General features: G+C 35.9%; 13 protein-coding genes and 1 riboswitch. Of the genes, 1 reads left to right on the top strand and 12 read right to left on the bottom strand.

Features of this window, described 5'->3' with window-relative positions; translation table 11 throughout:
* Positions 1 to 26: 26 nt before the first annotated feature.
* The 10 genes from CS063_RS13055 to CS063_RS13100 form a co-directional block, all read right to left on the bottom strand.
* Positions 27 to 1412, bottom strand: a complete 1386-nt coding sequence (locus CS063_RS13055; RefSeq protein ID WP_099450151.1) for an MATE family efflux transporter — start codon at positions 1410 to 1412, stop codon at positions 27 to 29.
* Between the two features lie 264 nt (positions 1413 to 1676).
* The gene (gene thiC / locus CS063_RS13060; RefSeq protein WP_099450152.1) at positions 1677 to 2981 is read right to left on the bottom strand and encodes a phosphomethylpyrimidine synthase ThiC; all 1305 of its coding nucleotides are present in this window, start codon (positions 2979 to 2981) and stop codon (positions 1677 to 1679) included.
* Entirely contained in the window at positions 2978 to 3775 is a 798-nt protein-coding gene (thiD, locus tag CS063_RS13065; RefSeq protein ID WP_099450153.1) for a bifunctional hydroxymethylpyrimidine kinase/phosphomethylpyrimidine kinase, read from the bottom strand. Before thiD ends, thiC begins: the two co-directional genes overlap by 4 nt.
* A 122-nt stretch (positions 3776 to 3897) precedes the next feature.
* Positions 3898 to 4005: riboswitch (TPP riboswitch) on the bottom strand.
* A gap of 127 nt (positions 4006 to 4132) precedes the next feature.
* Complete coding sequence (locus CS063_RS13070) at positions 4133 to 4690, bottom strand: TetR/AcrR family transcriptional regulator (RefSeq protein WP_099450154.1); 558 nt, start codon at positions 4688 to 4690, stop codon at positions 4133 to 4135.
* Between the two features lie 11 nt (positions 4691 to 4701).
* Positions 4702 to 4872 (bottom strand): hypothetical protein, encoded by a 171-nt coding sequence (locus CS063_RS17685; protein WP_180270792.1) that lies wholly within the window; start codon positions 4870 to 4872, stop codon positions 4702 to 4704.
* A 199-nt stretch (positions 4873 to 5071) separates the two neighbouring features.
* A complete protein-coding gene (locus CS063_RS13080) occupies positions 5072 to 5587 on the bottom strand; it encodes a nitroreductase (protein WP_099450155.1) in 516 nt (171 codons plus the stop codon).
* Between the two features lie 104 nt (positions 5588 to 5691).
* Entirely contained in the window at positions 5692 to 6051 is a 360-nt protein-coding gene (locus CS063_RS13085; RefSeq protein WP_099450156.1) for a MerR family transcriptional regulator, read from the bottom strand.
* A gap of 11 nt (positions 6052 to 6062) precedes the next feature.
* Positions 6063 to 7034 carry an ECF transporter S component gene (locus CS063_RS13090; RefSeq protein ID WP_099450157.1) on the bottom strand — a complete coding sequence of 324 codons (972 nt, stop codon included), beginning with the start codon at positions 7032 to 7034 and terminating at the stop codon, positions 6063 to 6065.
* Between the two features lie 36 nt (positions 7035 to 7070).
* Positions 7071 to 8189, bottom strand: coding sequence for an aldo/keto reductase (locus CS063_RS13095; RefSeq protein ID WP_099450158.1), 1119 nt, complete (start codon positions 8187 to 8189; stop codon positions 7071 to 7073).
* 176 nt (positions 8190 to 8365) lie between these two features.
* Positions 8366 to 9964 carry a potassium/proton antiporter gene (locus tag CS063_RS13100; protein WP_099450159.1) on the bottom strand — a complete coding sequence of 533 codons (1599 nt, stop codon included), beginning with the start codon at positions 9962 to 9964 and terminating at the stop codon, positions 8366 to 8368.
* A 317-nt stretch (positions 9965 to 10281) separates the two neighbouring features.
* Between CS063_RS13100 and CS063_RS13105 the strand changes: the two genes are divergently transcribed.
* Positions 10282 to 10713, top strand: a complete 432-nt coding sequence (locus CS063_RS13105; protein WP_308415507.1) for an acyl-CoA thioesterase — start codon at positions 10282 to 10284, stop codon at positions 10711 to 10713.
* Positions 10714 to 10800: 87 nt separating this feature from the next.
* On the opposite strand, the gene CS063_RS13110 is transcribed toward CS063_RS13105, so the two are convergent.
* A complete protein-coding gene (locus CS063_RS13110) occupies positions 10801 to 12930 on the bottom strand; it encodes a glycoside hydrolase family 36 protein (protein ID WP_099450161.1) in 2130 nt (709 codons plus the stop codon).
* Between the two features lie 14 nt (positions 12931 to 12944).
* On the bottom strand, positions 12945 to 15275 hold the full coding sequence (gene yicI, locus CS063_RS13115; RefSeq protein WP_099450162.1) for an alpha-xylosidase: 2331 nt from the start codon (positions 15273 to 15275) through the stop codon (positions 12945 to 12947).
* Between the last annotated feature and the right edge of the window lie 69 nt (positions 15276 to 15344).

Below are 15344 nucleotides of genomic sequence, written 5' to 3' on the forward strand. Positions count from 1 at the left end.
CTTCCCATTTATATAAATTTTTATTTCTATATCAATTGCTTATTTGCCCATTTACCACTAAAAAACCGCATCATAAATAGCATTCCCCTTACTGTCCAATCTGTAAACATTCCAATCCATACAGAAAAAGGTCCAAATCCCCATACCTTTACTAAAAAAATGCATAGGGCCACCCTAAAAATCCACATACTGCCTGTAGAGACTAGCATAGAAAATTTAACATCTCCTGCCGCCCGCATGCCATATGCTGGAACGAAGGAATATATCCAAATAATGGGTTTGACAATAGTAATAGCAAGCATCATATTAAAACATAATTTTGCACTTTCTGTTTCCATACCTGCTAAATACATAATAGGCTTTGTAAGAAGCATGGTTATCAAACAAGATAACACAATAGTTATTTGTGCATATCCCATTAACTTGATTGTATAATACTTTGCTTCTTCTTTCCGTCCTGCACCGATACACTGTCCCACTACTGTCATCAGCCCAATCCCAATTCCTATACCACCTATCCCATTAACCGACTCTAACATATTGGTCATTGCCTGGGCTGCAATAGCCATTGTTCCCATCATTGAAACAGTGGATTGAATAGCTAGCTTACCAAATTGGAACATCCCATTTTCAATTCCTGCTGGTATACCTATGGCTAATATTTTTCGTATAAGTGAAAAGTCAGGTCGTATAGAAAAGTATTTTTCAACCACAATGGGCTGACAAGGCTTTCTTAAATAATAGAAGATGACAACACAACAGAAAATGCGAGATAGTAAGGTTGCAAGAGCAGCTCCTACAACTCCCATATGTAAACCAAAGATAAGAATAGCATTTCCTACTATATTAAGTCCATTTGAAATAACAGATATACGCATGGGAAATCTAGAATTTCCACTGACACGATAAAAAGCTGAGCCTACGCTGAACAATGCTAAAAAAGGATAAGAAAGCACAGTAATAGAAAAATAGCTTAGGGAATTAGCCATTACCTGGGCGTCTACTTTCCCAAAAATAAGGCTTAGCAGCCATCTTTTACAACCAATAAAGCTAACTGTGCAACTAGCAGAAATAACTAAAACTGTTAAAAAAACCTGTTGTGCTGCTTCATTACAGTGTTCCTTTTCTCCTCTACCTAAATATTGTGAGCAAATGACTGTTCCCCCTACTGCCAATGCAGCAAAAATTTGAATCACTAATATATTAATAGAATCCACTAGAGATACTGCTGAAATGGCGGCACTCCCTACATTACTTACCATCATGGTATCTGCCATTCCCATTAGTGAATTAAGGAGCTGTTCCACAATAAGAGGAATGAGTAGTAACTTCAAATCTTTGTTGGTAAATAAAAGTTTATTTTTATCTATCTTAGAACTATCATATAATTTATTTTGTAATTTTTTTACCATCTAGCCCCTTCTCCTGCCTTTTCATTAAATAAACTTACTCACTTGTACCTTATATCAAAAGCCAATAAAAAGCAATATTTACCTTTTATATTACTAAATCTCAATAAAAATGGAGCTGTGGCACTAAGGAATTTACATACAATAGGTTGCTCTACTCACTTAAAATGAGCACAATGTATTGTAGTATTTATTCTTAATGCAACAGCTCCATCCTGCCTCTATGTTTAGATAGACTTCATTATCTTATTTAGACTCGCTCATACTTTAGAGAATGTCTATATGTTCACCTGCAAGCGCTTTATTCATACTTCTTACGGCACAAAACTTACCGCACATTGAGCAAGTATCTTCATGCTCTGGCTTTCGATTTTCACGAATAGCCTTGGCTGTTTCTGGATCAATGGCACATGTCCATTGTGCTTCCCAATCAAGGTCTCGCCTAGCCTTTGCCATACGATCATCTATTTCCCTAGCTCCTCTTACCCCTTTTGCAATATCTGCCGCATGAGCCGCAATCTTAGAGGCAATAATACCTTGTTTCACATCCTCAAGGTTAGGCAAAGCAAGATGCTCGGCAGGTGTCACATAACAAAGAAATGCTGCCCCTGCTGATGCCGCAATAGCCCCCCCAATAGCCGAAGTAATATGGTCATAGCCTGGTGCAATATCTGTTACTAATGGTCCAAGTACATAAAAGGGCGCTCCCCCACATAAGGTCTGCTGAATTTTCATGTTCGCTTCAATTTGATCAATTGGCATATGTCCCGGACCTTCTACCATGACTTGTACATCTCTTTCCCATGCTCTTTTAGTCAACTCTCCAAGTCTTACAAGCTCTTCAATTTGACAAACGTCCGATGCATCTGCAAGGCATCCCGGCCTACATGCATCTCCTAAAGAAATGGTTACATCATATGCTCTACAAATCTCTAGGATTTCATCATAATATTCATAAAAAGGATTCTCATTACCTGTCATACACATCCATGCAAAAACAAGTGAACCACCTCTAGAAACAATATTCATTTTTCGCTTATGCTTTTTAATTTGCTCAATCGTTTTACGAGTAAGTCCACAATGAAGTGTCACAAAATCTACACCATCTTCTGCATGTAACCTCACTACATCAATAAAATCCTTTGCTGTAAGGGTATGTAAATCTCTTTGATAATGAATAACTGAATCATAAACAGGTACAGTACCAATCATAGCTGGGCATTCTGAGGTTAGTTTTCTTCTAAAGGGAATCGTATCACCATGAGAAGATAGATCCATAATGGCATGTGCTCCCATATCGACAGCCTGCATAACCTTTTCCATTTCTACACTGTAATCTTTACAGTCTCTAGATATACCTAAATTCACATTAATTTTCGTTTTAAGCATAGAACCTACACCCTCTGCATCAATACATGGATGGTTTTTATTGGCACATATAACTACTTTACCTTGTGCTACAAGGGGTAGTAATTCTTCCACAGTCATTCTTTCTTTTTGTGCTACAACCTTTAGTTCCTTCGTCACTATTCCCTTTCTTGCTGCTTCCATTTGTGTACTATAGTTTCTCATTCTTCATAGCCTCCCTCTAAATTCCAAGTATGTTTAAGTGGTCCACTCCCTTTACCCAAATTGAGCATGGCACGAAGTGCACCTGATAAATAATTCTTAGCTAACCAGATAGCATTCTCTAAATCTTTACCTTGTGCAAGATAAGAGGTAATAGCACTTGATAAAGTGCAACCCGTCCCGTGTGTATTACTATTTTCAATACGCTCTCCTATAAACCACTTATACTGGTGGTTATAATAGAATAAATCATTTGCTTCATTAAGAGCATGCCCACCCTTACATAACACAGCTGTGCCATATTCTTCACTCATGATCCTAGCTGCTGCAATCATATCCTCTGATGTCTTAATCGTCCTACCTGATAAGATTTCTGCTTCTGGAATATTCGGTGTGAGTAAGGTAGCCTTTGCAAAAAGTTTGTTCTTTAAATATTCTATGGCCTTATCATTAATAAGTTTAGAGCCACTTGTTGCTACCATAACTGGGTCTACCACAATATTTTTTGCATCATAAAAGGTAAGCTTCTCTGCAATGACTTCAATAAGGGCTGAAGAAGAAACCATTCCTATTTTGATTGCATCTGGATAGATATCTGTAAAAACACTTTCTAACTGCTGAGATAAAAATTCAGGAGTAACCTCCATCACTTTTTGTACACCCATTGTATTTTGAGCAGTTAGAGCTGTAATTGCACTCATAGCATATACACCATGGACTGTCATCGTTTTGATATCTGCTTGAATGCCAGCACCTCCACTTGAATCACTCCCAGCAATTGTTAATGCTGTTTTCATTGTCGTCTCCTTTCCTAAACATTAATTTTTAGAACATCAAAAAATCACACCTCCAATCTGCTTCCCTCATTTAGATTTGCACACTAAAAAACGGCGATACCCTAATAGAGGTATCACCGATAAATAGACCTTGGTTATTTCCCTACGTTGGCATTATCCAAATCAGGTTATGGGTTAAAGCACTACAGCTTACTCTCAGCCCACTTCAGTGAGCACCCCGTTTTTATTTATTCTTTTTTCTCACTTATCTTATCACAAAAAATTAAACTTTACCATAAAAATCAATAAATAATAAACATACTCTCATAATACTTTTAATGTTTTCTCATGAAAGAATACACAGTCAAAAACTAGAAGTTATGAAAAAAATAACGCTAGTTGCATACTAATAAGTTTTTCCCTTTCTTCCTTTTGTGTTAAATCAATACCGGTATACTCTTTAAAATTAAGACGTTGATAAAAGACCAGTTGCAAAAAGGAAACCATTTCATAAGCAATAATCTTACATTCTGCTTCTGTTTTTTTTCCCTTAAAACAAGCACTTACTAATGGTAAAATCATTAAAGGTACTTCTATCTTTTTCTCTAGAAGGAGATAAGGCATACTTATTCTAGAAATCTCTTCATAGCGAAAAACAGTCTCACAAATACCTTGCATAAGTTGCGTCAATTTTTCTAGCGTAGACCCCTGTCCTGCTGACTGCTCATAAAGTTTCACAAAATCTTCTTCAATAATCTTATCAATTGCTGTAGCAATAAGCTGATCCTTTGAGTCATAGCAATAATTAATCATAGCTAAATTTACATCTGCTACTTTAGCAATATCTCTTGCTGTTATTTTGCTAGGTGTCTCACTTGTTTCAAGTAAATGAATGGTTGCTTCTAATAGTTTATCTGCTGTCTTTTTTGCTGACATCCCTTACACTCCTATCTTTTTATAAAGAAAAATACAATAGTGATACACGTTACAACTACTGTCCAAATACCTAATTGCATGTGAAAGTGGATATCTCCTTCCCCTGTAGAACGAATCCACCACCCACAAATAAGTGTACTTAATAACATTATAATAGATAATATACCCATAATCTTTGTCATCTTATCTCCTCCATTTATCTCTATAACTACTATAGATTAAACATGTTTAATTAATTTAATTGTACTATTACAACTTTCATTTGTCAACAATAATTAAACATGTTTAATTATTGTATATAAAAAAAAGCTGGTTTCCCAGCTTTTATCTATCTTCTCTTTTTTATTTTATATCTCATTTTAGTATTATTTCCAAATACACTTATTCCACAATCTTAATGATTCCCTTTTTGCTGACTTCTCCTGCTTCCCTTTGTGCATAGCCTAATGCTGCTACACCATAAACAAGGTGTTCATCTGGAATACCTATTTCTCTTAAATAGGCTCTCATTTCTGGATGATCTCCGATGTCTTGTAATTGATTGATCCATACTGAACCAATGCCAAAGGAATGTGCTGCTAAAAACATGTTTTCTAATGCACAGGCATTATCTTCCTTTGCCCAACGACTCTCTCTTTCATTGGATGCAAGCACTAGCACTGCCGGCTGATAGAAATCATAGCCTACTCTGCCAAGTACGCGTTCAACAATCTTAGCTAAATACTGGATTTTATCACGGTTTACAATAGCTGTAAACTGCCAAGTCTGCTTATTCATTCCACTTGGAGCATAAATAGCTGCTTGTAAAATTTGTTCCAGTTCTTCTTTTTTAATAGACTTTTCATTAAAAGCACGAATACTTCTTCTGGTTAAAATATTTTCCATTACTTGATTCATCTTATTAAGTTTCCTCCTACTTTGTATTTTTAATAGTGTTGAAATCCTGTAATACTCTACTATTCTCTTTACTTAAATTTTATCAGAATATAGCTTATTTTACATTACTTAATACATACCTTCTCATCATAAGCTGCAATCTTCTTATCCAAACGAGCAAGGGTTTCTTGCATTTCTTGAATGCGCTTTATTAATGCTTTACGTTCTCCAATAAGAAGCTCTTTTCTTGCTTGTTTAGTCACCTCTCCCTGTCTAAACATATTCACATATTCAATAAGTGTTTCAATAGGCATACCTGCACTACGCATACATTTAATAAACTCTACCCATTTTATATCTTCTTCCCCATAGTCTCGAACTCCACTTTTATTACGTGTTACTGGTGGGATTAAACCAATTCTTTCATAGTATCTAAGTGTATCTGCTGATAATGCAAACTGCTCACTCACTTCTGTAATGGTCATAGCGTACCTCCTTATGCCATTTTTCTAAGACTAATAAGTGTTTCTTTTAAAGTTTCTAAAGCCTCACTAGGGTCATCTATCCCCATAACTGCTCTCTCCATTGGGCAAATGCCATTTCCTTCACGATTGTTAATGACATCAATGCAACGCTCATAAGCTATTTCTATATGCTGCTCTTCAAGATAGGCCTTAGCTGCCTTACTCATGGTTTGTGCATAAACACCTTTAACTTTACCGAGAGTAAGTACCATAGCTGCCGCCTTCCCTACTATTTTATCTACTACTAAAGCATCCTCTAAACAATTTTCCTCATATAGATAAATAACTGGTTGAATGCCACGCCCATTTTCTGCTTTTAAGATACGATCTTCTTTTATGACAATGCAGGTTGCCACCTCTTCTTTAATCATCTTTTTAGCTTCTTCTAACATCTTATCCCCCTTCTCTAATTGCTGTCTATCCATTATCCCATGCCCTATAACTATAACAACAGGTGGTACCACTAATAATTGTACCAATATACCTGGTAACCCCGTTAAAATAGCTGCTCCTACAGAAAGAGCCTTCATCTCATTATTTAAGAAAAATAAGATAGAAAAAATCACTCCATATATCAATCGTCCACTTACCATAGCCCCTAAAAGTGCTGGATAAATACCTCGTTTAGAACCTTTTAATTTTGTCTTATGTAATAAGAGTCCACTCACTAAACCATAAGTACCTAATTCACCCATCATAATAGGTAGCATAGGATAAATAGGTGGCATTCCTGTCAGTAATGCACTCAGTAAGGGGGTAACTAAACCACCTATTCCTCCATAAAAGGGGCCACAACTCAGTCCTATAACTAATACAGGAATATGCATAGGTAACAATATAGTTCCTGGAATACCAAAAGCATGGCTCGTTAAATAAGGTAAGATAAGCCCTAATCCAATAAGCATTCCTGCTGTAATAGTTTTCTTTGTTTTTGTTTGAAGCATACTCTATTCTCCTTTCTTTCACTTTTTCCCCTTAGCTTATTGAATAGGTGTCTCGAAAAGATCTGCGACATCCTTTAAGCACTCTATAATTTGGATATGCTGTGGGCAATGCTTTTCACACTGTTTACACCCTATACACTCTGATGCCTTACCGTATTTCTCAGTGTAATTAGTATAATAAAGCCGTTGAAGGGAATCACCTTTAGACTTTGTAAACTTTTCCATATTGTAAAGAGAAAAATAAGTAGGAATAGCAATCTGTTTCGGACAATCCTCTGTACAATATCTGCAAGCCGTACAAGGAATAGCTGTAGCTTCATTAATAAGTTCTACAGATTTTTTCACAATTTCCTGCTCTTGTTTAGTAAGTACTTTAAAGTCCTCCATATATCCTGTATTATCCAGTAGCTGCTTCATATTAGACATACCACTTAAAACAACCATGACACCCTCAAGGCTTGCTGCATAACGAATTGCCCAAGATGCAACTGTCCTATTGGGGGCATACTCTTTAAATAATTTTTCTACTTCCTCTGGTACATTAGCTAAAGTACCACCCTTAACGGGCTCCATAACAATAATAGGCTTATTATACTTCTGAGCAATTTCATAACACCTTCTTGATTGAATACTCGCATTTTCCCAGTCCACATAATTGATTTGAAGCTGAACAAATTCTGTTTCTGGATGAGCTCTTAAAATCTCTTCTAATAATTCTGGACTATCATGAAAAGAAAAACCTATCTTTTTGACCTTTCCTTCCTTTTTCTTCTCCTTAACAAATTCAAAACTATTAAGTTTTGTAACGGTTCTATAGTTATTTATATTTAGGTTATGAAGTAAGTAATAATCAAAATACTCTACACCACATTTTTCTAGTTGTTCATTAAAGATACGTTCTTGGTCTTCCTCTGTTTTCAAAAACATAGTAGGAAGTTTTGTAGCTATCTCATATTTTTCTCTTGCATGGCGTTTTACTAAGGTTTCTCTTAATAGTGCTTCGCTTTTTCCTTCATGATACATATAGGCCGTATCAAAATAAGTAAAGCCTCTTTCTAAAAAAGTATCTACCATTTGACAGACTTTATCTGTATCAATCTCTTGTGAATTTGCTTGTAAAGGTAAACGCATAAATCCAAAACCTAATTTTTTCATTTTTTCTCTCCTCACTACTTTATTTTGTCCTCTTAACTGTATCACTTCGAGTTCACTCCAAGTCAATAGTTTTTTCTAAAAGTTCTCACATCATTAATATAAAAGTTCCTATATCTCCTAATAAATAGGATTTATAGGAACTCTTTTTTATTTTATATACTGATTCTTTAATCCCTTTAAACATATTGATTAATAACCAATTTATCATTTAGTTTTAAAGTAGTATTTCCATTGGGAATAATAATTTCTCCCTCTCTTTGAATCATAACTACTAGCTTGCTTGGCTCTAGCTTAATAGAAGATACATTTTTACCAATCCACTCATGACCATCTATTAGTGATAATTCTGTTAGGTAAAAATTATCAATAGTCTCTGGAGATTTTGCACTTAACACAAGTACATCTCCCGCACATAGCACAGTATTGCCATCTGGTGTTATTCTTTCCTCACCACGTATAAGTTGAACAATTAACGTATCAGGTGGCAACTGTATATCACGAATAACCTTTCCAGCCCATAAATGATTCTGCTTAATGGTAAGCTGTATGAATTGTACTGGAACCTCTTCGATATAGTCATTAAAAGTTTTTAAAACATTGCTTTCTTCATCTATCATATTTAACTTTTTAGCAAGATAAGGTAGCAAAGAACCTTGTAGCAATATGGAGAATAAAACGATACAAAAGACGATATGAAAAACATCATTTCGTGTATAGGCTGGACTAGTCATAGCCATAATAGCAAAGACAATAGAGGCTGCTCCACGTAAACCCGCTAAAGCTACCAGTATTTGCTGATTAAGCTTACATCTAAAGGGTGCAAGGAGTAATCCTATAGCTAATGGCCTTGCAACAAAGGTGAGGAATAAAGCAATGATAAGTGCAGGTACTACAACCTTGGGTAATTCTGAAGGGAAGGAAAGAAGTCCAAGCAAAAAGAAAACCACCATCTGCATAAGACCTGTAACTCCATCAAAAAAATGTACCAATGATTTTTTATTACGAAGGGGTTTATTCCCTAAAATAATTCCAAAAATATAAGTACTTAAAAAGCCATTTCCTCCTAGTAAAGTAGGTGCTGCATAGGAAAAAAGAACAAGTGCAAAGATAAAGATAGTATCAAAGCCTTCCGTTGCAAAGTTAAACCTTTTTAATATACGAATAGCCATATAGGCAGTAATGACTCCAATCCCTATACCATATACAATCTGTGCAAATAACATATAGGCAATTTTTTCACCACTTACTGAACCACTCATAAGAGATAGTAACGTTATCGTAAGCATGTAAGAAAAAGGGTCGTTACTTCCACTTTCTACTTCAAGTAAAGAAGCTGTATTATATTTCATATTCAAATTCTTTGAACGAAGTATGGAAAACACAGAGGCAGCATCTGTCGAGCTAATTACTGAACCAATTAATAAACTCTCTAGTAGTTCTATTTTTAATACAAAATAGCAAAACAACCCAGTAATGCCGGCGGTTAGGACAACCCCCAGTGTAGAAAGTAAAACAGCTTTAGTAGCAACCGGTCTAGCCTCACTCCATTTTGTCCCAAATCCACCATAAAACATAATAAATATAAGAGCTACCGAACATATTTGTTCGGCAAAATTAAAATTATCAAAGGGAATCTTTATAATTCCATCACTTCCGAAGAACATTCCAAGCAAAATAAATAACAATAGCATCGGTATCCCTAGCTTACTAGAGACCTTATTAAATACCACACATGCGATAATAATAACCGCTGACACAAGAAGATAAACTGACATATTAGGTACTCCTTTCCATTATTCACCTGTTTTTATACATTCTAACCCCCTTTAACCACACAGGTAATTCTATTTTTTATTCTTTTATTTATTTTATAATCTTCTATACTATTTTAATATTACTTAACCCTTAAAATTATACCATATCTGACTCATTACCGCATCTTCCTTTCCAGTTATTCCCCTTATTCTATTTTTATTTTTACTTAATTTTATAAAATTATTTGCAAAAAATTAGCAATAGCTTTAAAATAACATCAAAGAATTACTTTAAGCACCTATGTGTCTAGTATGCATAAATCTATCTTATGGAGGTTATGATGCAACCCTATATCCATCACGTACAGTATTACGAAACAGATAAGATGGGTATAACCCATCATTCCAACTATATTCGTTGGATGGAAGAAGCCCGTGTTGATTTCTTAGAACAAATTGGCTGGAGCTATGCCAAACTTGAAAGCCTTGGAATTGTTTCTCCTGTTATTGGCATTGAATGTCTTTACAAGAAAAGTACAACTTTTAACGATAAAATCCAAATTGAACTTAAAGTCACTGAGTATCGTGGTCTTAAGTTTACTCTTGATTATGTCATGAAAAATAGAAATTCTAATCAAATTGTAGCTACTGGTAAATCTCGCCATTGCTTTTTAGATGCTGAAGGAAAGCCTCTCCTTCTTAACAAGAAGTTTCCTGAACTTCACGACGTTTTTAATTATTATCTACAACAAAATGCCAAGCCCATTTAGCTTTATAAATGGACTTGGCATTTTAAATAACCAACCTTTAACACTACTCTATTTACCTTATGTATCCCCCTTTAAATTATTGTTGTTCTAATAATTTACTTTAAATATTCTAGCCATGTAGGCATGTGAGAATACAACCTCTAAGGTTCCTCTTTCAGCTTCGTAATTAAATTCTACTGTTTCTGATATAGGATAGGCGAGTGTTACCTTCACTTGATTGGGGTCAATTTGCTTTCTTTTTGGAACTGGCAGTAGACTTATCCTTTCCTCTTCCCCTCCCACCTTCCATACTGCCATATAAGCCGTTCGCTTTTCTTCTATATCACAACCATAGCACATCCACTTATCTTCACACATTGCAAGACCAAGTGGCCAATAAGGTAGGCCCTTTTTAATCTCACTCCGAATAGATTTATAAAACTCAATGCCTTCTTTTACTAATTGATAACGTTCATTAGATAATTCTACTATATGACCTGATTGGTGAATACGAAGTAAAAGTGCGTTGACCATATTAAAGATAACTTCCTCTTTATCCCCTTCCTTTAAAGGATAAGACCATATTGCAGCTTGCTCAGGTGCTACACCTGTTGCTGCATTAGCTGAAATCATAGCATAGTTTAAAAATTCTTCTTGATCACTAGTGGATTGTATGCTGCATCTTGCTAACAATGCATAATCCATTCTCAGGCCACCACTTGAGCAGTTTTCAATAACAAGGTTGGGGTATCTCTCAAATAAACTATCTAACCATTTAAGATAGGCTCTTTCATGTTCTAGGAGGCCCTGCCCAACACTTGTTACCCCAAGCTCTGTCCCAATTCCTGGTTCAATATTATAATCTAGCTTAATATAACCTACACCATACTCAGTAATAATACGCTCCATAACTTGATTAATGTAATTCACAACTTCTGGATTACGAAAATCTAATTGGTAACGGCTTCTATCATAAATACGTTTTCCATGGCGCACAAAAAACCAATCATCTGGTACTTTTTTTGCAATATCACATTCAACGCCCATTACCTCTAGTTCTAGCCAAATTCCTGGAATCATCCCCAATGCTCTAATAGTGTCTGTCACTTCCTTTATTCCATTTGGAAAGCGCTCTAGACTTTCCTTCCATTCTCCAACTTTATTCCACCAGTACCCAGAGTCATACCACCCTGCATCTATTACATAATACTCACAACCAAGTTGGGCAGCTTTCTGAATAAGTGGAAGCTCCTTTTCTGTTGTAGGGTCTGCCCATAAGCAGTTCATATAGTCATTAAAAATGATGGGTAAATGTTCATTGTCTTTGTTTTTGCGGCGTATACGTCTACGATATTTCGTCAGTTCTCCTATTGCCTGGTCAAAAGAAGCATCCGAAACACCAACTGCCACAGGAACGCTAGTAAAGGTTTCTTTTGGTTTTAATACTTGACTCCAATGAGATTGAATTTCTGTTGGCCCACTCACATTTAGTAGCATATAATCATTTTGATCAGCTATTTCGTAATGCCAAGAGCCATTATGTTCAATTTGCCAAATTAGTCCTATATTTGCCTCTTTATTCGTTATAAATCCCATGGGTAAATACGCTTTGGTTGACCAATTCCCTGTATTGGTTACTTCGATACACTTAGAGGTTCTCCCTATAGAATGATATTGGGTTTTTGAAAAACCTAACTCAGATAAAGTATAGGTTCGCCAATTAAGTTCCTTTTGCCAACCGTTATGAGGAATACTAAGATGTATTTTATCCTGTGCAAAACTCTCTCCCTCTTTTTCAAATCCTGTATAACTAAAGGAGGATAAATAGGTTAAGGTCTGACTTTTCTCCCCCCTATTCTCTACTGTATGAGAAAATCTCACTACCTGTACACCTGTAAAAAATTGAATGCTGGAAGTTACTCTTAACTTAGATACAGGTTCTTCTTGGACAATGATTAAGTGTTTTCCTTGTTCATTTATACTTTCACTCATCTCCACATATTCAAGTAAACATCCTGGTGAGGTCACTACATATTTATTACCGTGTCTTTCATAAGGTCTATCAAAACCTGCACAATCCAGTTGGACAAACTGAAAACCTTCTTTTAAATGTCCTTCATTAATTATTCTTTTTTTATCATAAGGCACTGAAGCAAAATGTAAGAGCTTTAACTGGTTCTCCTTTGAAACAACAAATACAAGATAAATGCCATTTTCATTTATATGTATATACCGCATATGGTCCCCTTTCTCTAATCCATTATAATCTCTACTTCTTTTCCTTTAAGCTGTATATTTCTAGGTTCTTTATTACCATGCTCACTGTGAATAATAAGAGTTGGTTCACCTAATAATGTGTTGAGTTTAACGGATAGCTTATTTCCTTCTCTTCGTGCTTCAACCTGTAGCACTACTTCTCCTTTTAAATTAGGAACCTTACAAACTACTTGGCACTTATCTTGTAATTGATAGAGATGTAGCTCTATCCCCTCACAAAAATCATAATCTGGTTTTTCTTTATTTTTGCCTACTGGTAGAAGTGTATTTTCACGTACAAAAAGTGGCAAATGAAAATAGTCATAGGTTTCTTCATACCACCTGCCACCTTCATAAACTTGACCTGTGAAATAATAGGTCCAGCTTCCCTCTGGCAAATAGAAGCATCCTCTTCCTTCTTCATTAAAGATGGGAGCCACTAAGAGGGAGTCACCTAACATATACTGCATGTCTAAATCTTTAGTTCCTCTATCTTTTTCAAATTCCATCACCATAGGCCTTAGTAGAGGAATACCTGTTTGGTGAGAGATAACTGCCATCTGATAAATATAGGGCATCAGCATACATTTTAAGTTTACAAAATAACGAAGTACATCACAGGCCTCTTCATCAAATAACCAAGGTACACGATAACTAGATGAGCCATGTAAACGGCTATGGGAAGATAAAAGTCCGAACTGCACCCACCTTTTATATAAATCAGGTGTGGCTGTTTGTTCAAAACCAGAGATATCATGACTCCAATATGAAAAACCTGAAAGTGCCAGGCTTAAACCACCACGTAAAGTTTCTGCCATGGAAGGATAATTTGCTGAACAGTCTCCTCCCCAATGAATAGGAAACTGCTGGCTCCCTACAGTAGCACTTCTTGCAAATACCATTACCTCATTATCTTTTTTTACTTCTTGTATTGCTTTAAAAACGGCTTGATTGTAGAGGTATGTATAATAATTATGCATAGACACAGGATCCGAACCATCTTCATACATCACATCTATGGGTATTCTTTCACCAAAATCTGTCTTTACACAATCTACTCCTACTTCTAACAAGGCCTTAATTTTAGAAGTATACCACTTCGTTGCCTCAGGATTTGTGAAGTCTACAAAAGCAAGACCTGGTTGCCAAAAGTCAGTTTGTTTTATCCCTTTTCCATCTTTACGTCTTACGAAATACTGTTTTTCTAACCCTTCATAGAAAAGAGACGTCCCTCCTGCAATATAAGGATTAACCCATGCACAAATATGTAAACCTTTTTCTTCTTTATAACGTTTGAGCATAGTAGGTACATCCCCAAATGTCTCATCATCCCATTCAAAACCACACCAACGAAGCGCCTTCATCCAATAGACATCAAAGTGGAAAACATGAAGAGGGATACGGCGTTCTGCCATGCCGTCAATAAAAGAACTGGTAGTTGCTTCATTATAATTAGTAGTAAAAGAAGTGGTTAACCATAGTCCAAAGCTCCATGCTGGTGGTAAGGCTGGCTTTCCTGTCATATTTGTATAGCGCTCTACTACCTCCTTAATGGTTGGCCCATAAATAAAATGATACCTTAATTCTTCTCCCTCTACTGAAAAACCAACATATTCTACCTTCTCAGAAGCTACCTCGAAGGAAACTGGCATCATATGATCCACATAGACCCCATATCCTTCACTCGTTACATAAAAAGGTATATTCTTATAAGCAACATCGGATGAAGTGCCTCCATCCTCGTTCCAACATTCCACTACTTGCCCATTTTTACAAAAAGCAGTAAATTGCTCTCCAAAGCCATATACACGTTCCCCTGCCTTTAAAGATAATTCTGTCACCATATAAGGTGTATAAAGATCCGATAAATAATTGGCTGCTGGCCGCATAGTACTCGGTTGTTTATCATAGCGAATATAGCCTTGATTACGAAAATCACAGGAAGTAATTATCTTTCCATTAGTTTCAAAACGATAACTACCACTTTTTCTATCAATTCGAACAGCCAACTCTCCACACGTCATCAAAGCAAATGCCTCATTTATTTCCACTTCATAAGGTACCTGTGCACCCATTAATTTAAAACGTGCTTCTTTATTTTGATATCCTTCATAATGCTTGATGCTTACTGCAATATTATTAGGGGCAAAAGCAGTAAAATCCACTATTAATGTGGTTATATTTTGAGCATCACACCGCCTAGTAATAGGACGTTCTGGTGCGAACATCCTCATACCACTAGATGTTTTTTCTACATAAAAAGCCTGCATGACATATGATGCCTGTACCTTCTCACTACGTAACCAGTACCCTTCTGTAAACTTCATAATCCTCTCTACTCCCTTCTTAATATCCCCTTATTTTTAATAAGGCATGGTGCTTAAGCGCCACGCCTA

The sequence above is a fragment of the Sporanaerobium hydrogeniformans genome (assembly GCF_002735925.1).
Taxonomy (GTDB): Bacteria; Bacillota; Clostridia; order Lachnospirales; family Cellulosilyticaceae; genus Sporanaerobium; species Sporanaerobium hydrogeniformans.

Bases quoted from the DNA above. Each gene is read 5' to 3' on its own strand.
- CS063_RS13055 (WP_099450151.1), bottom strand. From the start codon at position 1,412: ATGGTAAAAAAATTACAAAATAAATTATATGATAGTTCTAAGATAGAT.
- thiC (WP_099450152.1), bottom strand. From the start codon at position 2,981: ATGAGAAACTATAGTACACAAATGGAAGCAGCAAGAAAGGGAATAGTG.
- thiD (WP_099450153.1), bottom strand. From the start codon at position 3,775: ATGAAAACAGCATTAACAATTGCTGGGAGTGATTCAAGTGGAGGTGCT.
- CS063_RS13070 (WP_099450154.1), bottom strand. From the start codon at position 4,690: ATGTCAGCAAAAAAGACAGCAGATAAACTATTAGAAGCAACCATTCAT.
- CS063_RS17685 (WP_180270792.1), bottom strand. From the start codon at position 4,872: ATGACAAAGATTATGGGTATATTATCTATTATAATGTTATTAAGTACA.
- CS063_RS13080 (WP_099450155.1), bottom strand. From the start codon at position 5,587: ATGAATCAAGTAATGGAAAATATTTTAACCAGAAGAAGTATTCGTGCT.
- CS063_RS13085 (WP_099450156.1), bottom strand. From the start codon at position 6,051: ATGACCATTACAGAAGTGAGTGAGCAGTTTGCATTATCAGCAGATACA.
- CS063_RS13090 (WP_099450157.1), bottom strand. From the start codon at position 7,034: ATGCTTCAAACAAAAACAAAGAAAACTATTACAGCAGGAATGCTTATT.
- CS063_RS13095 (WP_099450158.1), bottom strand. From the start codon at position 8,189: ATGAAAAAATTAGGTTTTGGATTTATGCGTTTACCTTTACAAGCAAAT.
- CS063_RS13100 (WP_099450159.1), bottom strand. From the start codon at position 9,964: ATGTCAGTTTATCTTCTTGTGTCAGCGGTTATTATTATCGCATGTGTG.
- CS063_RS13105 (WP_308415507.1), top strand. From the start codon at position 10,282: ATGATGCAACCCTATATCCATCACGTACAGTATTACGAAACAGATAAG.
- CS063_RS13110 (WP_099450161.1), bottom strand. From the start codon at position 12,930: ATGCGGTATATACATATAAATGAAAATGGCATTTATCTTGTATTTGTT.
- yicI (WP_099450162.1), bottom strand. From the start codon at position 15,275: ATGAAGTTTACAGAAGGGTACTGGTTACGTAGTGAGAAGGTACAGGCA.